Origin of the sequence: Pseudomonas sp. P108 (genome assembly GCF_032613195.1) — a bacterium.
In the GTDB taxonomy this organism is placed as follows: Bacteria; Pseudomonadota; Gammaproteobacteria; order Pseudomonadales; family Pseudomonadaceae; genus Aquipseudomonas.
On sequence record NZ_CP126691.1, the window covers coordinates 1298217 to 1318675 of the forward strand.

The 20459-nt window shown below is 58.8% G+C and carries 19 protein-coding genes; 8 read left to right on the forward strand and 11 right to left on the reverse strand.

Features of this window, described 5'->3' with window-relative positions; translation table 11 throughout:
• Positions 1–65 precede the first annotated feature (65 nt).
• Positions 66–347 (forward strand): DUF3509 domain-containing protein, encoded by a 282-nt coding sequence (locus tag QOM10_RS05535; protein WP_127925957.1) that lies wholly within the window; start codon positions 66–68, stop codon positions 345–347.
• Positions 348–523: 176 nt separating this feature from the next.
• Here QOM10_RS05535 and QOM10_RS05540 read toward each other — a convergent pair whose 3' ends face one another.
• Entirely contained in the window at positions 524–1504 is a 981-nt protein-coding gene (locus QOM10_RS05540; RefSeq protein ID WP_174245044.1) for a TIGR02285 family protein, read from the reverse strand.
• On the reverse strand, positions 1431–2630 hold the full coding sequence (locus QOM10_RS05545) for a CaiB/BaiF CoA transferase family protein (protein ID WP_150749480.1): 1200 nt from the start codon (positions 2628–2630) through the stop codon (positions 1431–1433). The genes QOM10_RS05540 and QOM10_RS05545 overlap by 74 nt, the downstream gene beginning before the upstream one ends.
• Positions 2631–2776: 146 nt before the next feature.
• On the opposite strand from QOM10_RS05545, the gene QOM10_RS05550 reads away from it, so the two are divergent.
• From QOM10_RS05550 to QOM10_RS05560, 3 genes are all read left to right on the forward strand, one after another.
• Positions 2777–3319, forward strand: coding sequence for a YaeQ family protein (locus QOM10_RS05550; protein WP_007908961.1), 543 nt, complete (start codon positions 2777–2779; stop codon positions 3317–3319).
• 55 nt (positions 3320–3374) lie between these two features.
• Positions 3375–5084, forward strand: a complete 1710-nt coding sequence (gene recJ, locus QOM10_RS05555; protein ID WP_150775847.1) for a single-stranded-DNA-specific exonuclease RecJ — start codon at positions 3375–3377, stop codon at positions 5082–5084.
• Positions 5085–5352: 268 nt separating this feature from the next.
• The gene (locus QOM10_RS05560; RefSeq protein WP_150749478.1) at positions 5353–6459 is read left to right on the forward strand and encodes an NADH:flavin oxidoreductase/NADH oxidase; all 1107 of its coding nucleotides are present in this window, start codon (positions 5353–5355) and stop codon (positions 6457–6459) included.
• A 208-nt stretch (positions 6460–6667) separates the two neighbouring features.
• On the opposite strand, the gene QOM10_RS05565 is transcribed toward QOM10_RS05560, so the two are convergent.
• Positions 6668–8296: a glucan biosynthesis protein D gene (locus QOM10_RS05565; RefSeq protein WP_127925960.1), complete on the reverse strand. Its 1629-nt coding sequence runs from the start codon at positions 8294–8296 to the stop codon at positions 6668–6670.
• A gap of 403 nt (positions 8297–8699) precedes the next feature.
• Between QOM10_RS05565 and QOM10_RS05570 the strand changes: the two genes are divergently transcribed.
• Entirely contained in the window at positions 8700–8885 is a 186-nt protein-coding gene (locus tag QOM10_RS05570) for a hypothetical protein (protein ID WP_102357616.1), read from the forward strand.
• Positions 8886–8940: 55 nt separating this feature from the next.
• Here QOM10_RS05570 and QOM10_RS05575 read toward each other — a convergent pair whose 3' ends face one another.
• On the reverse strand, positions 8941–9447 hold the full coding sequence (locus QOM10_RS05575; RefSeq protein ID WP_316917721.1) for a Bro-N domain-containing protein: 507 nt from the start codon (positions 9445–9447) through the stop codon (positions 8941–8943).
• A gap of 345 nt (positions 9448–9792) precedes the next feature.
• On the opposite strand from QOM10_RS05575, the gene QOM10_RS05580 reads away from it, so the two are divergent.
• Together QOM10_RS05580 and QOM10_RS05585 are read left to right on the forward strand one after the other, a co-directional pair.
• A complete protein-coding gene (locus QOM10_RS05580; protein ID WP_150775850.1) occupies positions 9793–10374 on the forward strand; it encodes a ComF family protein in 582 nt (193 codons plus the stop codon).
• A gap of 5 nt (positions 10375–10379) precedes the next feature.
• Positions 10380–10937, forward strand: coding sequence for a hypothetical protein (locus tag QOM10_RS05585; RefSeq protein WP_150749476.1), 558 nt, complete (start codon positions 10380–10382; stop codon positions 10935–10937).
• A 152-nt stretch (positions 10938–11089) separates the two neighbouring features.
• Here QOM10_RS05585 and QOM10_RS05590 read toward each other — a convergent pair whose 3' ends face one another.
• The 7 genes from QOM10_RS05590 to QOM10_RS05620 all read right to left on the reverse strand — a co-directional run bounded on the left by QOM10_RS05590 (position 11090) and on the right by QOM10_RS05620 (position 19488).
• Positions 11090–12514, reverse strand: coding sequence for a gamma-aminobutyraldehyde dehydrogenase (locus QOM10_RS05590; RefSeq protein ID WP_316917722.1), 1425 nt, complete (start codon positions 12512–12514; stop codon positions 11090–11092).
• Positions 12515–12679: 165 nt separating this feature from the next.
• On the reverse strand, positions 12680–13507 hold the full coding sequence (locus QOM10_RS05595) for an ABC transporter permease (RefSeq protein WP_034154841.1): 828 nt from the start codon (positions 13505–13507) through the stop codon (positions 12680–12682).
• Positions 13497–14417 carry an ABC transporter permease gene (locus QOM10_RS05600; RefSeq protein WP_007908947.1) on the reverse strand — a complete coding sequence of 307 codons (921 nt, stop codon included), beginning with the start codon at positions 14415–14417 and terminating at the stop codon, positions 13497–13499. The genes QOM10_RS05595 and QOM10_RS05600 overlap by 11 nt, the downstream gene beginning before the upstream one ends.
• A 16-nt stretch (positions 14418–14433) precedes the next feature.
• On the reverse strand, positions 14434–15471 hold the full coding sequence (locus tag QOM10_RS05605) for an ABC transporter ATP-binding protein (RefSeq protein ID WP_127925966.1): 1038 nt from the start codon (positions 15469–15471) through the stop codon (positions 14434–14436).
• Between the two features lie 278 nt (positions 15472–15749).
• Positions 15750–16901, reverse strand: a complete 1152-nt coding sequence (gene ydcS, locus QOM10_RS05610) for a putative ABC transporter substrate-binding protein YdcS (RefSeq protein WP_127925967.1) — start codon at positions 16899–16901, stop codon at positions 15750–15752.
• A gap of 83 nt (positions 16902–16984) precedes the next feature.
• Positions 16985–18442 (reverse strand): gamma-aminobutyraldehyde dehydrogenase, encoded by a 1458-nt coding sequence (locus tag QOM10_RS05615; protein WP_127930357.1) that lies wholly within the window; start codon positions 18440–18442, stop codon positions 16985–16987.
• A 131-nt stretch (positions 18443–18573) separates the two neighbouring features.
• On the reverse strand, positions 18574–19488 hold the full coding sequence (locus QOM10_RS05620) for a LysR family transcriptional regulator (RefSeq protein WP_007967749.1): 915 nt from the start codon (positions 19486–19488) through the stop codon (positions 18574–18576).
• A gap of 176 nt (positions 19489–19664) precedes the next feature.
• On the opposite strand from QOM10_RS05620, the gene QOM10_RS05625 reads away from it, so the two are divergent.
• Positions 19665–20387, forward strand: a complete 723-nt coding sequence (locus tag QOM10_RS05625) for a tellurite resistance TerB family protein (protein ID WP_316917723.1) — start codon at positions 19665–19667, stop codon at positions 20385–20387.
• Positions 20388–20459 lie beyond the last annotated feature (72 nt).

A 20459-nucleotide genomic window follows, 5' to 3' on the forward strand; every position in this document is an offset into this window, starting at 1 on the left:
CGGTGGTCATTTATTGTGAACACGCCCCAGGCACACAGTTTTCGGACTATTGAGTGGAGATCGAGATGGAAAGTATCAGTCTATTGCTCGGTGAGGCTCTGAGCCCGTATCAGGTTTCGTTGTCTCCAAGCGGTTGCCATGGCGAATGCCTGTTGACCTTGAAGAACAGCAGCGGCGCCATTGTGGTGGAACGCGAATTCAATCACGCGCAACTCAACGACAAGCGGCAGCTGACCGACGTCGTCGACGGCTTGCACCGTGACGTGCTGATCGCTGAAGGACGGCTGGAGCCTTGTGTGATCGCGGCATTGCGCAACGCGGCACTGGATAAACGTGCGGCGCTGTAAAGATGAAATATTTTTTGTGGGAACCTTCCTGCATCCCTGTCAGTCAGACCCCGTAACAGCAGGATCAAGCATTGTGCTCCGGTGCTTGTCGCTTGCTGCTACTGGTCTTTATGTAGGCCACGTTTAACCCCGAGTCGTCTCCCCACTTCTCGGGGTTTCTTTTGTCTGCGATTTGCCTACTGCGCGGCCTGGCGTTCGAAGAACGCGCGGGCCTGTTCCAGATAATCCGCTTGTCGCTCGGGGTCCAGCCATGCGGCGTAGAGCTGATTGAGATGCTCGTGGGGCAGGGTGCGCAGCAGTTGGTTGATCTCGCTGATGGCCTGGCGTCCCTGGGTGGTGTCGGAACACGCCACGTAGCCTGAGAGATATTTTCCCGTGCCGCGAATCGGATAAAACTCCAGTTCATCCTCGGCGATCTGCGCCTGTCTGGCCTGATAGCGGATTTCCGGCCAGTAACCCAGCACCACCTGCAGCCGGCCCAGACGCTGCATCGACAGCAGATTGGTCAGTGCCTCGTTACCGTAATGGGGCGTCAGTGCGCCGCTGGGTGCCTGATGCAGAATGTTGTCGATAAATTCGCCATAACTGCGCTCAGCGACCACGCCGACTTTTCTGTCGGTGGCGGTCAGCAACGCCGACAGGTCGACTTCGCCGTCCACCAGATAAGGTTCAAGGACCGAGCGATCTTGCAGGCGCACCACCAGACCATTGCTCACGGCGCGGATCGCCGGAATCGAATACGCAACCCACTGCGCGCGCTCCTTGTTCCACAGCAGTGCGGGATCACAGGCAAACGGGTTTTCATGAAGCATCTGCAGACCACGGGCGCGATTGACCCGCATCAGCGTGTGTTCGTATTGCGGCATGCCGGCGATCAGCAACGGCATCAGTTGGTCAATCACCCCCTGACCCTTTTTCGGACCTTCGAAAATGGTCAGTGGAGGCAAGTCGCGCAGCAGCCATATGAGCGTCGGCTTCGCCTGCGCTCCGGTCGACAGGACGAGCAAAAACAACAGGCCGAACAGCCGCCACGTCCACCAATGATGGGCGCGGTTGGCGTGCGATGGCGGCCGACGTTTCAGCTTAAATGGCTCCGTCTTCGCGCAGCTTGGCGATCTGTTGCTCGTCGTAGCCAAGGTCGTGAAGTACCTGCGCATTGTGTTCACCCAATTGCGGCCCGACCCATTCTGAACTGCCCGGTGTCTCAGAGAGTTTCGGCACAATGCCCGGCATCTTGAAATCTTTGCCGTCGGGCAGTTTGGCCTGCAGGAACATCTCCCGGGCCAGGTACTGCGGATCGTTGAACATGTCCTCGGCGCTGAAGATCCGGCTGACCGGTACTTCGGCTTGATTGAGCAGGTCGAGCACGGTTTGCAATGGCAGCGAATTGACCCAGCGATCAATCACGCCATACAGCTCGTCGCGGCGATTATCGCGTCCGTCGTTGCTGGCCAGCGTCGGATCGTTGGCGAGATCGTCGCGGCCGATGATCAGCATGAAACGTTTGAATATCGCGTCACCGTTGGCGCCGATCTGCACATGTTTGCCGTCAGCGCTGGTATGAATCGAAGAGGGTGTAATGCCCGGCATGATGTTGCCGGTGCGTTCGCGGATAAAACCGAACACATCGAACTCCGGCACCATGCTTTCCATCATCGCGAAAATCGCTTCGTACAACGCCACGTCAACTACTTGGCCAAGGCCGCCGTTGACTTCGCGATGACGCAGCGCCATTAACGCGCCGATCACGCCCCACAGCGCGGCAATCGAATCGCCGATGGAAATGCCGGTGCGCACCGGCGGCCGGTCTTCGAAACCGGTGATGTAGCGCAGACCGCCCATGGACTCGCCAACCGCGCCGAAGCCTGGCTGATCTTTCATTGGTCCGGTCTGACCGAAACCGGACAGGCGCACCATCACCAGTTTCGGGTTCAGCGCGTGCAGGGTTTCCCAGCTCAGGCCAAGCTTTTCCAGCACGCCGGGGCGGAAGTTCTCGATGAGGATGTCGGCTTCGCTGAGAAGTTTTTTCAGGATCGCCAAGCCGTCAGGGTGTTTGAGGTTCAGCGTCAGCGACTTTTTATTGCGCGCCTGAACGAACCACCACAGCGACGTGCCTTCGTACAGTTTTCGCCATTTGCGCAAGGGATCACCGCCGTCTGGCGACTCGATCTTGATCACTTCAGCGCCGAACTCGCCGCAAATACGCGAGGCAAACGGCCCGGCAATCAATGTACCCAATTCAATGACTTTCACACCGCTGAGCGGTTTGTTGGCGAACGGCATACTGAATCCTGTAGGACAAGGCTAAGCAGATACAGCGTTTTAACATAGCCGGCTGTCAGACGCCGCAGGTTGATCGCCATCAATTCGATGATTGCCTACCGCATCGGTTAGACTTGCCGACTTTCCTCGTATCAAGAAGCCCGTTCATGGCCCAGCCGTCCACTACCTACAAGTTTGAACTGAACCTCACCGACCTCGACCGCAGTGTCTACGAGAGCGTCAAGCAGACCATCGCCCGTCACCCTTCGGAAACCGAAGAGCGCATGACCGTGCGCCTGCTGGCCTACGCCCTCTGGTACAACGAGCAGTTGTCGTTTGGTCGCGGTCTGTCAGACGTGGACGAACCCGCGCTGTGGGAAAAGAGCCTGGACGACCGTGTTCTGCACTGGATCGAAGTCGGCCAGCCAGACGCCGACCGTCTGACCTGGTGCTCGCGTCGCACCGAGCGCACCAGCCTGCTGGCCTATGGCAGCCTGCGCGTCTGGGAAACCAAAGTGATCCCGGCGATCAAGAACCTGAAGAACGTCAACATCGCCGCCGTCCCGCAGGAAGTGCTGGAGACGCTGGCTAAGGACATGCCCCGCGTCATCAAGTGGGACGTGATGATCAGCGAAGGGACGATCTTCGTCACCGACGACCGTGGTCAGCACGAAGTCCAGTTGCAATGGCTGCAAGGTGAGCGCGGCTGATCCTGCGCCCTCAACTGATTAATCCCACGTATTAAAGAGAAGTCTCCGTCACCCCATGCGTATCGAACCTCGTCAACTGCCTGCCACTCTGCCCTTTCTCGGTGATATACCGCCACTGCTGACCCGCCTGTATGCGGCGCGGGGCGTGCAATCCGAGGCAGAACTGGACAAGAGCCTGGCGCGGTTGATCCCGTTTCAGCAGCTCAAGGGCATTGATGCGGCGGTGGACTTGCTGGTGACGGCGCTGGAGCAACGTCAGCGCATCCTCATCGTCGGCGACTTCGATGCGGACGGTGCGACGGCCAGCACGGTTGGCATGCTTGGCTTGCGTCTGCTCGGTGCTGCACATGTCGATTATCTGGTGCCGAACCGCTTTGAATATGGCTATGGCCTGACCCCGGAAATCGTCGAAGTTGCGATGACCCGCGAGCCGCATTTGCTGGTCACCGTGGACAACGGCATCTCCAGCGTCGAAGGCGTGGCCGCCGCCAAACGCCATGGCCTCAAAGTGCTGATCACCGACCACCACTTGCCCGGCGATGAACTGCCACTGGCCGATGCGCTGGTCAATCCGAATCAGCCCGGTTGCGAGTTTCCGAGCAAGGCACTGGCCGGTGTCGGGGTGATTTTTTATGTGTTGATGGCGTTGCGCGCGCGTTTGCGCAGCCTCGGCTGGTACGAGAACAAGCCGCAGCCGAACATCGGTGAACTGCTGGATCTGGTGGCGCTGGGCAGCGTTGCCGACGTGGTGCCGCTGGACGCCAACAACCGGATTCTGGTGCATCAGGGGCTTGAGCGAATTCGCGCCGGTCGCGCACGGCCGGGGATCAAAGCGATCCTTGAAGTGGCCAAGCGTGACGCTGCACGCATTACCTCCACGGATCTGGGTTTTATCGTCGGCCCGCGCCTGAATGCCGCCGGGCGTCTGGATGACATGAGTCTGGGCATCGAATGCCTGCTCACCGCCGACGCCAATCTGGCCCGGGAAATGGCCGCGCAACTCGACGGCATGAACCAGGACCGCAAATCCATCGAGCAGGGCATGCAGCGTGAAGCGCTGGCGCAGCTCAAGGAATTGCCGGTCGAGTCGATGCCGTTTGGTCTGTGCCTGTTCGATCCGGAGTGGCACCAGGGCGTGATCGGCATCCTCGCGTCACGCATGAAAGAGCGTTATTTCCGCCCGACCATTGCCTTCGCCGATGCGGGCGATGGTTTGCTCAAGGGCTCCGGCCGCTCTGTTCAGGGCTTCCATATTCGTGATGCCCTGAGTGTGGTCGCGGCGCAGCATCCGAACCTGATCGCCAAATACGGTGGCCATGCGATGGCGGCCGGACTGACCTTGCCACAAGAGAATTTTCCGCTTTTCGCTGAAGCATTCGACGCTGAAGTGCGTAGGCAACTTCGCGAAGACGACCTGACCGGGCGCATGCTGACCGATGGCACGCTGGCGGTTGAAGAGTTCCACCTCGAACTGGCCCGCGCCCTGCGCCACGCCGGGCCTTGGGGACAGCACTTTCCTGAGCCGCTGTTTCACGGTGTGTTTCAGTTGGTTGAGCAGCGGGTGGTCGGCGAACGGCATCTCAAAGTGGTGCTGAAGAGCGAGTGTGGCTCGGTGAAGCTGGATGGCATCGCCTTTGGCGTTGATCGCGATATCTGGCCGAACCCGACGATTCAGTGGGTTGAGCTGGCTTATAAGCTCGACGTTAACGAGTTTCGGGGTAATGAGACCGTTCAGTTGATGATTGCCCACATCGAACCGCGCTAAGCCCTTCGCGAGCAGGCTCGCTCCCACAGGTACGGTGTTGTCCTTGTGGGAGCGAGCCTGCTCGCGAAGGCGGACTTTCACACACAGAATCACTCTGAACCCTCCCTCATCCCCCGTTGTCGACTAGGCTCTAAGCACTGCTTGATTGGCCTTGTGACGTCTTGTCGAATTTTTTGCCCGCGGGGGCGGGTGCTGTACCTTTTTCCTGTCACTCGTCGACTATTCAAACAGAACCCTGGAGCCTGCCCACTGATTTGAGAGGTGCCCCATGAGTCTGCTGCTTGAACCCTTCACCCTGCGCCAACTGACCCTGCCCAACCGCATCGCCGTGTCACCGATGTGCCAGTACTCCAGCGTCGATGGCCTGGCCAACGACTGGCACTTGGTGCACTTAGGCAGTCGCGCGGTGGGCGGCGCCGGTCTGGTCTTCACCGAAGCCACGGCGGTCACGGCCGACGGACGGATCACCGCCGAAGACCTTGGCCTGTGGAACGACGAACAGATCGAACCGCTACAGCGCATCACCCGATTCATTACGTCCCAAGGCGCGGTCGCCGGTATTCAACTGGCCCACGCCGGGCGCAAGGCCAGCACCCATCGGCCGTGGCTCGGCAAGCATGGCAGTGTCAAACCCGATGATGGCGGTTGGACCCCGGTCGGGCCGTCGCCGATTGCCTTTGACCCGCAACACACTCAACCGAAACAGCTCGACGAAGGGCAGATTGCTGACGTCATTCAGGCCTTTGTCGATGCCGCGAAACGCGCGTTGAAGGCCGGTTTCAGTGTGGTTGAGGTGCATGCGGCGCATGGTTATCTGTTGCATCAGTTTCTCTCGCCGTTGAGTAATCAACGCCGCGATCAGTACGGTGGTTCGTTTGAAAACCGCATTCGTCTGGTGCTGCAAGTCACTGAAGCGGTGAGGGCGGTCTGGCCTGAGGAGTTGCCGGTGTTTGTTCGCGTGTCGGCGACTGACTGGGTGGAAGACGGCTGGAATCCGGACGAAACCGTGGAGCTGGCGCGACGTCTGCACACTCTGGGCGCCGATCTTATCGACGTATCGTCGGGCGGGACGGCGGCCAACGCTGAAATCCCCGTCGGGCCGGGTTATCAGACGCGTTTCGCCGAACGCGTACGCAAAGAGTCAGGCATCGCCACCGGCACTGTGGGAATGATTACCGAGCCGGCGCAGGCCGAGCACATTCTGCGCACCTGTCAGGCCGACATTATCTTCCTTGCCCGCGAGCTGTTGCGTGATCCGTACTGGCCGCTGCATGCCGACGATGATCTGGGTGGACGCAAAGCGGTGTGGCCGGCGCAGTATCAGCGTGCGACTCATCGTGATCAGCCGATTCATGAGTCTGATTTGCGCGATTGAGTCGGTAGCGGTAAAGCAAAAAAGCCCCGGTCAGTGATGGCCGGGGCTTTGTTTTTTGTCTGCTGAATGTTGTATTGCCTGGGCCGACTTCGCGAGCAGGCTCGCTCCCACATTGAATCAATGCCGGTCATGACTTTTGTGATCGGCCGAGATCAACTGTGGGAGCGAGCCTGCTCGCGAAGAGGCCTGCCCAAACGCTAGAGAATCCTCAAGGGTACTTACGCTTGTCCGGCGCCGGCGGGAAGTACTGGTACAACCAGGTCTCGCTCAACGTGCGGTCATTGGTGCGAATAAACAACCGCAGCTCCACCGGCTCCACGCTGTCATTGGTCGGGTACCAATCGAACAGAATCCGGTAACCCTTGATGTCATCCAGCACCAGCACGCTGAAGTCCTGCACCTTACCGTTCGAGCACGTCACCACTGGCTCAATCCCGGTGCCCTGTGGCAATCGATCCAGCCCGCCGCCGGTGAAGTCCACGGCAAAACGACGTGCCCACACCGGCGGATAATGCTCGCCCGGGGCCCAGCCTTCGACGAAACCGCCCATGCCCGAACGGGTTGCCTGCACCCGCGCCAACGGCGTACTCACCGGCGGCAGTGCGCTCCAGTAAAGCTTGTAGCCGTAGTTCAGCGAATCGCCGGCAGCCACCGGTTTTTTCGGTGTCCAGAACGCCACGATGTTATCGAGGGTCTCGCCGGTGGTAGGAATTTCCAGCAGATCGATAGAGCCTTCGCCCCACGCGGTGGTCGGTTCTACCCATAGACTTGGGCGTTTGCTGTACCAGTCGACAGTGTCTTGGTAGTTGGCGAACTCGTGGTCGGTCTGCACCAGACCGAAACCTTTCGGATCGGTATCGGCAAACGCGTTGAACTGCAGGGTCGCCGGGTTGTTCAGTGGGCGGCAGATCCACTCGCCGTTGCCGCGCCACATGGCCAGGCGATCCGAGTCGTGGATTTGCGGATGGATGGTGTCGCACATGCGGCGTTCGTGGTTGCCGCAGCTGAACATGCTGGTCATCGGCGAGATGCCCAGTTGCTCGATCGCGGTGCGCGCGTTGATGTGCGCATCGATCTCCATCACTACGCGCTCGGCCTGGCAATCGATGTCGAAGCGGTAAGCACCGGTCGCGCTCGGCGAGTCGAGCAGGGCATAGACCACAAAACGCGTGGCGTTCTTGTCCGGGGTCTCGAACCAGAACTTGGTGAAGTCAGGGAATTCTTCGCGTTTCTTCGCATAAGTGTCGATCGCCAGACCGCGAGCGGAGAGGCCATATTGGCCAGTCGCATCCACCGCACGGAAATAGCTGGCGCCGAGGAACGACACCACGTCATGGCGATCCAGTTCCGGTGCCTTGAACAGCTTGAAGCCGGCAAAACCCAGATCGCCCTTGAGTTGCTGGGTGTCGACCGAAGTGTTCTCGTAGTTGAACAGCGTCGGGCGGAAATGCACTTCGCGTGCAGTGCGGGTCTTCGGGTCGACGCTGTACATGCGCACCGGCTGGCGGAAACCCATGCCGACGTGGAAGAACTGCACGTCGAGCTGGCCTTTGTTTTCCTTCCACAACGAATGGTCGCCGTCGTAACGGATCGCATTGAAATTCTGCGGAGTCATGGTCGCCAGCGTCGGCGGCAGCACCTGTTTAGTGTCCTGATAGGCGCTGCCAGCGAGCTGCTTGGCCTGGCGCTTGAGCGCCTCGAAATCGAACGCCTGCGCCTCGCCATCAGCGGCGCCGCCACTGGCCGCCCACGCGCGGGTAGCCAGCAGGCCAGTGGCCGAAAGACCGGTGTAAGCCGCAATGGCCATGGACGCTTTGAGCAAATTCCTGCGGTGCATAAATACAACCTGTCGTGTGCAATCCCGCGCCGTTCCTGGCACGTGCTGGATCAGAAATAACGGTTCGGACATGCCTTCGGCCAAACGCAACGGACTATAAACAGATACCCGCTAGCTTAAACCGTTCGCTCGCAATGCAAAATTCGTTGATTCACTGCGCGAGTGTGTCAATGAAACAAGACATGTCGGTTAAAAGTCTTACGGTACTTTCTGATTTACACGGCATATCTGCTTTTCTCGACTAATTACTCTAAAAACCGCTTTTCAGCGCCGAATTAATTTCTATTCTATGGGCATGACCGGTGCGACCCATCTGACCGGTAGGGCACACGGCGCTGCTGTAAGGGGCAGGGCGATGTGGTGTTTAAGCAATTCTTTGCAGTATTAGAGAAGGACATCGTCCATGGCAAAAATCCAAGGCATCACCGACATGTTGGGCATCTTTCCTTGCCTGGGCAGCGGCCGCAGAAGACGTCGGCTCAGCTCTGACGAACTGAAACTGGTGGAGCGCTATCGAGAGCTTTCGGAAAGTGACCGGATCGCGATGCGGTATCTTGTGGATGCGATGCGGAGTGTTTCGCGGTTTTAAGAGAAGATAAAAAGGGGCGGACTGAGAAGTCCGCCCCTTTTTTATGGAATCAGCTTTACGTTTCCAGTACGGGATATGGCCGCTGGCCTTGCATCAACTCCGGCACATCCCGCCATTTGACCCACGCCTGCTGTTGCCAGTGCAGCAGCGGCACGGTGACGCCCGCCCAATGCATCGAGCTCAGGCTCGGGTGGTTTTCCACAGGGCTTGATTGGGTTTCGCGCAGCATCGGGATGACTTCATGGCTCAACCATTGGCGCAGGTGACGGTTTTCCGGAACGAAGTGATGGACGAGCAGGGCGAACAGGCCGGACTCGCTGACCATCGCGCAATCGATGATTTCGCCGTCCCGACGCAGAAGGACATGGCGACGCTGGTCGGGATCGAGTTTCAGGGTGAGACGTTCGGTTAGCGGATAGCCCATCAAGCGACCGAGATCTTGCACGCAGAACCAGGCTTCGTGGTCTTGCATGAAGGCGTGGAGGAAACGGTTGTGGCGGGTGAAGATGCTGGGGGTGAAGAAAGCAGAGGTTTCAGAAGGAATTTGTACGTGGTTAGGCATTTGTCGACTCCAATATCGAGAATAGAGCCGCCACTCAAATGAGCGCGGTTGCGCCATGTTGATTTTCTTCCGGCTTCGACACCGGGCCGCTGATTTCGCTGCCGAGAGAAAGCCTATCGGCTAGCAACCTACGACGCCAAGTCGGCTATATCGATACCTTCTGTAGGAAAGAGGATTTATCTCTGAGGGTCGTATCTGTAGGAAATGCCTGTTTTTGCACAGGTGCCAGCGAGCCCGCCCCTCACCAGTGTTTTTTCCGTTATTTGTTTGAATCTTGCGCATCGTTGCAGATGCCGGCCCGTCGTTTCAGGGCTCAAAGGATTGTGACGAATAAAGGAGAATTCAATGAAGGTGTCTCTCAAGCAGATCAACGGCCCTTGGGATCAGGGCTGGGTGCTGGACAAACACATGGTAAGTAGTACCTTTCTTGGCAACGATGATCGCGGACACCCATGCTTCGATAATCAGCGCACAGAGATTGGCGAGGCGACCTACCAGCTCAAATACCAGAAGGATTGGACTCAGGTCAGTCCACTTGCCCAGGCAGTAGCGACAAATGTGTTCCCAAAATTGAATCAGGTCGGGTTTGTAGTGCCTATGCCCGCTTCAAATATTCGTCAGCGACAACCGGTAACTGAGGTTGCCCAAGCGTTGGGAAGAATTATCGGGCGGCCGGTTTTCACGGATTTGCTTCGAAAAGCGACCACGGGAAAGTCGCTCAAGGATTTACATTCCAAGGCCGACAAGGTTGCCGCGATTGGAGACAGTTTCACTGTCAATGATGAAATCACCACCGATGGATGCTGGAATGTTTTGGTTGTAGATGATTTGTTTGATAGCGGAGCGTCGATGGACGCGGCCTGCGCTGTTCTGCGTAAATATCCGAAAGTAGGGAAAATTTACGTCGCAGCGCTAACTTGGAAGTGAATTCAATGACCACTGTATTTATTGCTGGCTCTATCAACATCAAGAACCTTGATCCGAAGGTTAAAGAGCGCATCAATAATATCGTCGCGTCAGATTTTGAGGTGGTGGTTGGGGATGCAGGTGGCGCCGATACCTCCATTCAGGAGTACCTGCTGAGTCTCGAACGATCCAGAACCACGGTGTTCTGCAGCGGTTCGGCGCCGAGGAACAACCTTGGGCATTGGCCCGCCAGAACAGTCGAGTCCAAACATTCGAAAGGGTCGAGAGCTTTCTTCACCGAGAAAGACGTCGTCATGGCCGAAGCAGCCGACTACGGTTTGATGATCTGGGACGCAAAGAGCACCGGCACGCTCAGCAACGTGATTGAGTTGTTGTCGAGAAAGAAGAAGACGCTTGTTTTCGTCAACAAGGAAAAGGAATTCAAAGTGGTCGGAGACGTCAGTCAGCTCGAAGAGTTGATTGCATTCATGTCCGATCACGCCAAGCAAAAAGCCAATGAAAAAATCAAATTGTTCGACCGTATTTCCTTGCTGAAGCACGATCAGGCAGAGCTTTCTTTTTGATGGTTTTTCTCGGCTTTCCTGAACCCCGGCACCTTGTCGGTGCCGAGGTCAAAAACTCTTAGCGACTCACCTTTCAGGCATCCCAGCCGGCGCCTTGCCATGGTCATACGGCTTGCCAATCCACATATAAACCAGGCCTGCTGGCGATGCTTTTAGTGCTTGAACATCACATGCCGAACCGTGGTGTAGTCCTCCAGCCCATACATGGACATGTCTTTCCCGTAGCCGGACAATTTCTGACCGCCATGGGGCATTTCGCTGACGAGCATGAAGTGCGTGTTCACCCACGTGCAGCCGTACTGCAAACGCGCCGACATGCGATGCGCGCGTCCTACATCCGCTGTCCACACCGAGGACGCGAGTCCGTAGTCCGAATCGTTGGCCCATTCCAGTGCCTGCGCTTCATCGGTGAACTTGGTCACGGAAACCACCGGCCCAAACACTTCGCGGCGGACGATCTCGTCGTCCTGCTGGGCATCGGCCAGCACGGTCGGCTCGAAGAAGAAACTATTGCCATCAACAGCCTTACCACCAGTGATCAAACGAATGTGCGACTGCGCCACAGCACGCTCGACAAACCCGGCAACGCGGTCGCGATGTTGCGCGGTGATCAACGGCCCCAGTTCAGTCGACGGATCATCCTGCAAGCCATACTTGATACTGCTGACCGCCGCGCCAAGCTTCTCGACAAACTTGTCGTAGATGCCTTGCTGCGCATAGATCCGGCACGCGGCAGTGCAATCCTGCCCGGCGTTGTAGAAACCGAAGGTACGAATGCCCTCAACCGCCGCATCGATATCCGCGTCGTCGAAGATGATTACCGGCGCCTTGCCGCCCAGTTCCATGTGCATGCGTTTGACGCTGTCGGCGGTGCTGGAAATGATGTTGGCGCCCGTGGCGATGGAGCCGGTCAGCGAAACCATGCGCACTTTCGGATGCGTGACCAACGGACTGCCGACGGTAGGACCGCGACCAAATACCAGATTGAGAACACCAGCCGGGAAGATTTCCGACGCCAGTTCGGCCAGACGCAACGCAGTCAGCGGCGTTTGTTCCGACGGCTTGAGCACCACGGTATTACCGGCAGCCAGCGCCGGGGCGATTTTCCAGGCGACCATCATCAGCGGGTAGTTCCATGGCGCGATGGAAGCGATCACGCCGACCGGGTCGCGACGGATCATTGAGGTGTGGCCGGGCAGGTATTCGCCAGCGGCCGAGCCGCTCATGCAACGGCTGGCGCCGGCGAAGAAGCGGAACACGTCGGCAATCGCCGGGATCTCGTCGTTGAGCGCGGCGCTGTAGGGTTTGCCGCAGTTGTCGGATTCCAGTTTGGCCAGTTCTTCGCTGTGGGCCTCGATGGCATCGGCGAGTTTGAGCAGCAGTAGCGAGCGGTCTTTCGGCGCGGTTTGCGACCACTCGGCGAAGGCGTTGTCGGCGGCGCGCACGGCGGCGTCGACCTGGGCTTCGCTGGCTTCGTTGATTTCTACCAGGACCTCGCCAAGCGACGGGTTGAGCACCGGTTGCGCCGGGCCTTCGCCGTTGACCAGTTGGCCGTTGATCAAGAGTTTGGTTTGCATGGGTTTGTCCTCGCTAACACTTTTATTGTTCTGGCCGAATCGAGAACCCTGTGGGAGCGAGCCTGCTCGCGAAAGCGGTGTATCAGTCGACATCGATGTTGGATGTGACGGCCTCTTCGCGAGCAGGCTCGCTCCCACAGGGGATTTTTGGTGTTTGTTAGATATTTATTTACCGCCGCTACCGGCGACGCTCTCGCCACCGCGCGTCAGGTAATACGCGCCGAGGATCGGCAGCATCGTCACCATCATCACCAGCATCGCGACGACGTTGGTCACCGGCACATCCCGTGGCCGGCTCAGTTGATTGAGCAGCCACAACGGCAACGTGCGCTCATGCCCGGCGGTAAACGTGGTGACGATGATTTCGTCGAACGACAGCGCAAACGCCAGCATGCCGCCAGCGAGCAATGCCGAGCCAAGGTTCGGCAGGATGATGTAGCGAAAGGTCTGCCAACCATCGGCGCCGAGGTCCATCGAAGCCTCGATCAAGCTGTGCGAAGTGCGGCGCAGGCGGGCGATAACATTGTTGTAGACGATCACCACGCAGAAGGTCGCGTGGCCGACGATGATGGTGAACATCCCCGGCTCGATTCCCAGTGTCTTGAACGTCGCCAGCAGCGCGATCCCGGTGATGATCCCCGGCAACGCAATCGGCAAGATCAGCATCAGCGAAATGCCTTGTTTGCCGAAGAAATCGCGGCGGTACAACGCTGCTGAAGCCAAGGTGCCGAGCACCATCGCAATCAACGTGGCAATGGCGGCGATTTGTAGCGACAGCTTGATCGACTCCAGAACATCCGGCCGCGAAAACGCCACGCTGAACCAGTGCAACGTGAAGCCCTTCGGCGGAAAACTGAACGCGGCTTCCTCAGTGTTGAAGGCGTAAAGGAAGATGATCAGGATCGGGAAGTGTAGAAACACCAACCCGCCCCAGGCCGCGATTTTCAAACCTAGAGAGGCTTTCTCCCCCTGCTTTTCTGAATTAGAGCGCATCGAAAGCCCCCAGTCGTTTGACGATGGACAGGTAAACCGCGATCAACACAATCGGCACCAACGTAAACGCCGCCGCCATCGGCATATTGCCGATCGCACCTTGCTGCGCGTACACCATGCTGCCGACAAAGTAGCCCGGCGGCCCGACCAGTTGCGGCACGATGAAGTCGCCCAAGGTCAGCGAAAAAGTGAAGATCGAACCGGCGGCAATGCCCGGAATCGACAGCGGCAAAATCACCTGCATAAAGGTCTGACGCGGCTTGGCACCAAGGTCGGCGGAGGCCTGCAACAGCGACGGCGGCAGACGTTCCAGCGAAGCCTGAATCGGCAAAATCATGAACGGCAGCCAGATGTACACAAACACCATGAACCGCCCCAGGTGCGAGGTCGACAAGGTGCTGCCGCCCACCCCGGGAATCCCCAGAATGAACTGCAACACCGGTTCCAATCCCAGGTGCTGCACGAACCACTGCGCCACGCCGCCCTTGGCCAGCAGCAACGTCCACGCATAGGCCTTGACGATGTAACTGGCCCACATCGGCATCATCACCGCGATGTAAAAAAACGCCTTGGTTTTGCCGGTGGTGTAGCGCGCCATGTAGTAGGCAATCGGGAACGCGACGATGGCGCTGGCAATCGACACAACGATGGCCATGCTCAGTGTGCGCAGGATGATGTCGAAGTTCGACGGCTGAAACAGTGCGGCAAAATTCGCCAGGGTCAGGTCAGGCGTTACCGCCATGGTGAAGTCGTCAAAGGTGTAGAAACCCTGCCACAACAGCACCAGCAGCGAGCCGAGATAAATCGCGCCAAACCACAGCAGTGGTGGAACCAGCAGCATCGACAGATACAGGTTCGGCTTGCGGTAGAGCAGGTTGGAAAACCGGCGCAATGGCGGCGATGCAGTCATCGCGAGTGTGCTCATGTCACACCCCGCTCGCCACGGTGTCGTGCAACGGAATCATCGCTTCCCGCGCCCAACGCGCGCTCAGGCGCTGGCCGGTCTGGTGTTGTGCGCTGCTGTCGATCCACTGATTGTTGGCGTGGCTGATGCTCAGGGTCTGGCCGTTTTCCAGCTTCAATTCATAGCGCGTGGCGCTGCCCTGATATTGGATGTCATGGAGCAGGCCGCTGACTTCGATTTCGTGACTGGCGAGCGGGCCTTCGGCAAACCGCACGTGTTCCGGTCGGATCGAAAACGGCTGCGGATGGCCGCTGATTTCCCGGGCCAGATCGCCGCGAATCACGTTCGAGGTGCCGACGAATTCAGCGACAAACGTGGTGGTCGGTTTCATGTACAGATTGCGTGGCGTGTCGACTTGTTCGATGCGGCCCTTGTTGAATACGGCGACGCGATCGGACATCGACAGCGCTTCGGTTTGATCGTGGGTGACGAAGATGAAAGTGATGCCGAGCTGGCGTTGCAACTTCTTCAATTCACTTTGCATTTGCTCGCGAAGTTTCAGATCGAGCGCACCCAAAGGCTCATCGAGCAACAGCACGCGCGGACGATTGACCAAGGCGCGGGCGAGGGCGACACGCTGGCGCTGACCACCGGACAACTGCACCGGTTTACGTGCGCCGTAACCGCCGAGGGCGACCATGTCCAAGGCTTCTTCGGCGCGCTTGTGACGTTCGGTTTTGCCGACGCCTTTGACCTTCAAACCGTAGGCGACGTTGTCGAGGACGTTCATGTGCGGGAACAGTGCGTAATCCTGAAACACCGTGTTGACGTCACGTTGATACGGCGGCAAACCGGCCGCTTCGGCGCCGTGGATACGGATCGAGCCGGCGCTCGGTTGTTCGAACCCGGCGATCAGGCGCAGGCAGGTGGTTTTGCCCGAGCCGGATGGGCCGAGCATGGAAAAGAACTCGCCGTCCTCGATATCGATGGAAACCCGGTCAACGGCCTTCACTTCGCCGAACTGCCGGGAAACGTTGGTGAACTGGACTGCAAGCGTCATGGTGCGGTGCTCCAAAAAGGCGAAGGCCGTCGCAGCGGCCCTGCCTGGACTTCTGAAAAATCTGAAACGTTTTACGGTTTGCTTAGCTCACACATTCGGCGGACGAGATGCGATCCGCTTTTAGCTCCCTCTCCCTCCGGGAGAGGGCGGGGGGTGAGGGTGGCTTTATTGGCCGTAGCTCTGAAATCAAGGGCAAGATCAAAAGCTACCCCCTCACCCCAGCCCTCTCCCCCAGGGGGGCGAGGGGGAAAGGGAGCTAGACCGAGGTGCTCCCGGGCTTAGCGGCCACCCATGATCGCGATGTAGTCCTGAGTCCAGCGGCTATACGGCACGAACTTGCCGCCTTCAGCCTGCGGGGTTTTCCAGAAGGCGATCTTGTCGAACTGGTCGAAACCATTGGTCTTGCAACCTTCAGCACCGAGCAATTCGCTCTCCTTGCACGCCGCAGGAACGGCCGGCAATGAACCAAACCAAGCCGCCACATCACCCTGTACTTTCGGCTTCAGCGACCAGTCCATCCACTTGTACGCGCAGTTCGGGTGCTTGGCCTCGGCGTGCAACATGGTGGTATCAGCCCAACCCGTGGCGCCTTCTTTCGGAATGGTCGACGCGATCGGCTGCTTCTCGTTCATCAAACCGTTGACCTGATACGGCCATGCGCTCGACGCCACTACGCCTTCGTTTTTGAAGTCGCTCATCTGCACCGTGGTGTCGTGCCAGTAGCGATGGATCAGCGGCTGCTGCGCGCGCAGCAGGTCGAGCACGGCTTTGTACTGATCTTCGGTGAGTTGGTACGGATCCTTGATGCCCAGTTCAGGCTTTGTCGATTTCAGATACAGCGCCGCATCGGCGATGTAGATCGGGCCGTCATACGCTTGCACGCGGCCCTTGTTCGGCTTGCCGTCGGGCAGATCCTGCGCGGCGAACACCACGCTCCAACTGGTCGGTGCGGTCTTGAATACGTTGGTGTTGTACATCAGCACGTTCGGGCCCCACTGGTACGGGGTGCCGTAAGTCTGCTGGTTGACCACGTACCACGGCGCATCTTTGAGGCGCGGGTCGAGGGTGTTCCAGTTCGGGATCAGCGCGGTGTTGATCGGTTGCACACGCTTGCCGACGATCAACCGCAGCGACGCATCGCCCGACGCGGTGACCAGGTCGTAACCGCCCTTGGCCATCAGGCTGACCATTTCGTCGGAGGTTGCAGCGGTCTTCACATTGACCTTGCAGCCGGTTTCTTTTTCGAAACCGGTGACCCAGTCGTAAGCCTTGTCGCTCTCGCCACGTTCGATGTAACCCGGCCACGCAACGATATCCAGCTGACCTTCGCCAGCGCCGACAGCCTTAAGCGGCTCGGCAGCTTGCAGGCTGGCGCTGGCCAGCAGGGCCGTGGTGATTGCACTGAGCAATGCGGTCTTGTGCATGAACATGGTTGAACCCTCTTCTTTAAATTATGGTCGGGGCAGTTGTGAACGCGGTGAAGCATGCCGTTGACGGCTTGTTATTAGCGTAGTCAGAGATGCTGGCCGTGGCGGGCCATGATGTGCCGCACCACGCTGTAGTCCTGCAGCGAATCACTGGATAAGTCTTTGCCGTAACCCGAACGTTTCAGACCGCCGTGGGGCATTTCGCTGACCAGCATGAAATGACTGTTGATCCACGTGCAGCCGTACTGCAAGCGCGCGGCGACTTGCATCGCCTTGTCCAGGTTCTGTGTCCAAACAGATGAGGCGAGGCCATATTCGGAGTCGTTGGCCCAGTCGACGGCTTGCGCGAGTTCGTCAAAACGGGTCACGGTGACCACCGGGCCGAACACTTCGCGCTGAACGATTTCGTCGCTCTGTTTGCAACCGGCGAGCAACGTCGGTTGATAGTAGAAACCGGCGCCGGAATGCACCGCCGCACCGGTCACGCGTTCAATGTGCGGCTGACCGAGGGCGCGCTCGACGAAACTGGCGACGCGGTCGCGCTGGCGGGTGCTGATCAGCGGGCCGATCTCGTTGTCAGCGTCGCGTTTGCCGGCGAAGCGCAGGCTGCTGACGGCGGCGCCGAGTTCGGCGACCAGCTTGTCGTGAATCCCGGCCTGCGCGTAGATCCGGCACGCGGCGGTGCAGTCCTGCCCGGCGTTGTAGTAACCGTAAGTGCGCACGCCCTCGACCACAGCCTGGATGTCGGCGTCATTGCAGACGATCACCGGGGCTTTGCCACCGAGTTCGAGGTGCGTGCGTTTCAGGGTTTTCGCCGCGGCTTGCAGGATTTTCTGGCCGGTGACGATATCGCCGGTCAGCGAGACCATGCGCACTTTCCCGTGGCCGACCAAATGACTGCCAACGCCTTCGCCGCCACCGCAGATGATGTTGATCACCCCGCGCGGGAGGATTTCGGCCAGCGCTGGCGCCAGGGCGAGGATCGACAGAGGTGTGTGTTCGGACGGTTTGAACACCAGCGTGTTGCCGGCGGCGAGGGCCGGGGCGATTTTCCACGCGGCCATCATGATTGGGTAATTCCACGGTGCGATCGAGGCGACCACGCCAATCGGATCGCGACGGACCATGCTGGTGTAGCCCGGCAGGTACTCGCCGCTGAGCTGACCGGTCTGGCAACGCACGGCGCCGGCGAAGAAACGGAACACATCGACAGTCGCCGTCAGATCGTCCTGACGCGCCAGGTGCAAAGGCTTGCCGCAGTTCAGCGATTCGAGGCGGGCGAGGTGGTCGGCGTGTTTTTCGACGGCGTTGGCGATGTCGAGCAGCAGGTTCGAACGTTGCTGCGGCGTGGTGCGGGACCACTCGGCAAAGGCTCGGTGGGCAGCGAGGATGGCGGCTTCGACTTGCTCGGTGCTCGCCTCGGCGATGTGCGTAAGAATTTCACCGGTCGCCGAGTTGAGAATCGGCTCGACAAAACCTTCCCCAGCGACCAGTTCGCCATCGATCAACAACGCGGTACACATCGGGGTCTGCGCGCCAGCCATTTTCCGCGATCTCTTTTCTTGTGTGGCCATTGTTGCTCCCTGATATCGGGAGCCGACCGTCTTATAGATGCAGCAAGACTAGTGCGCGGCTCCGAGGTCGACAAATTCTAAATACTGAAGGCAGCATTCGATTAAATAGATGGCTTGCGCCCGCCGTGAGGTTGTTCGCGGGCCACGGTCAGGAAGGGGTCGACCAATGCGGGGCGCGCGGTGCCGCGGCGCCAGGCCAGGCCAACGTCGAGAGTCTGGTTGAGGTCGGCGATGGGCCGCGCTTCGATGATGTCGCCTTCCAGTGACCAGGGGCGATAAGTCATGTCCGGCTGAATCGACACGCCCAAACCGGCGGCGACCAGACTTCGCACGGCCTCGGTGGATGCGGTTCTCAGGGTTATTTTTGGTTGCAGCCCGGCGCCGCGCCACAATCGCTGGGCGTTGCGATCCATCTCATCGACATTTAGCTGAATCAAAGGCTCGCGGGCGACGTCAGCGAGGTTGATGCTGTCGTGTTCCAGCAGTGGATGCTGGGCCGGAAGCCACAAACGGTGCGGTGAATGGGTCAGTACTTCAGTCTGCAAGGCGTGGCGATCTTCGAGGTTGGAGAGGATCAACACGCCGACATCGATCTCGCCACTGACCAGCAAATGCTCGATGTAAGGGCGCTCGTCTTCCATCACGCGGATTTCGACGTTGGGGTAGGCACGTTGAAACCGGGTAAGCAAATCTGCCAGGTAATAACCGGCGACCAGACTGGTCACGCCGACGATCAACTGCCCGGCGACCTGATCGGTGCTCTGTTGCAGGCTGCGCTTGGCGTTGTCCACGGTCGCCAGAATCAGGTGCGCTTGGCGTAGGAATTGATGACCTTGGTGTGTCAGCGTCATGCCCTTGGCGTGGCGGCTGAACAGGCTGACGCCGATTTCCTCCTCCAGTTGCTGGATCGCCAGGGTCAGGGTCGATTGGGAAATGAATGCAGTTTGCGCGGCGGCGGAGATTGAACCGGTCTCGGCCACGGCGATGAAGTGACGGATCTGACGCAGGGTCATCATGAGAAGGGTACCCAGTGGGCGGTTTTTATAGATTGGCCTGAGTGTATATCTATTTTCACGAAGGGCCGCTGCGGGGCAAGCAACATCTGGAAGCACACTCGCAGGTCGGACAGGGGCACTTTCGAACTAGGCTGAGGGCCATATAGATCCGGATAACCCCTGTTTGGAGGCGGAACATGAACACCCGTGGATTGCTCGATCAACTGCTCAAGTCTGGGCAGGATCTTTTGCAGAACAAGGCTGGCGGAACGCAGAACAAAACGGCTGGCGGTGGCTTGGGCGGTTTGCTCGGCGGCGCTTCAGGCTCCAGTGGCCTCGGCAGTCTGCTGTCAGGTGCAGGTGGCGGTGCATTGGCGGCTGGCGCGATGGGTCTGCTGCTCGGTAACAAGAAAGTGCGCAAGGTCGGCGGTAAAGTCGCGATTTATGGCGGCCTCGCGGCGTTGGGAGTGCTGGCTTACAAGGCTTATGGCAACTACAACGCGCAAAAAGGCACCGCCCCACAAATTGAACCGCAGACCCTCGACCGCTTGCCACCGGCGCAGGCCGAACAACACAGTCAGGCCATTCTCAAAGCGCTAGTCGCCGCTGCCAAAGCTGACGGCCACATTGACGACCGTGAACGTCAACTGATCGAAGGCGAATTCACCAAGCTCGATAACGATCAGGAGCTACAGCACTGGCTGCACGCGGAACTCAACAAACCTCTCGACCCGACTGACGTGGCCCGGGCTGCGAGCACGCCGGAGATGGCAGCGGAGATGTACATCGCCAGTGTGATGTTGGTGGACGAGGAAAACTTTATGGAGAAGTCATATCTGGATGAACTGGCGCGCCAGTTGAAGCTGGAGCCGGGTTTGAAGGTGGAGCTGGAAAAGCAAGTGCGCATCGCATCGGCGTAAACCCGGCTGACCCCCTTCGCGAGCAAGCTCGCTCCCACAGGGTATTGCGTTCCAATGTGGGAGCGAGCTTGC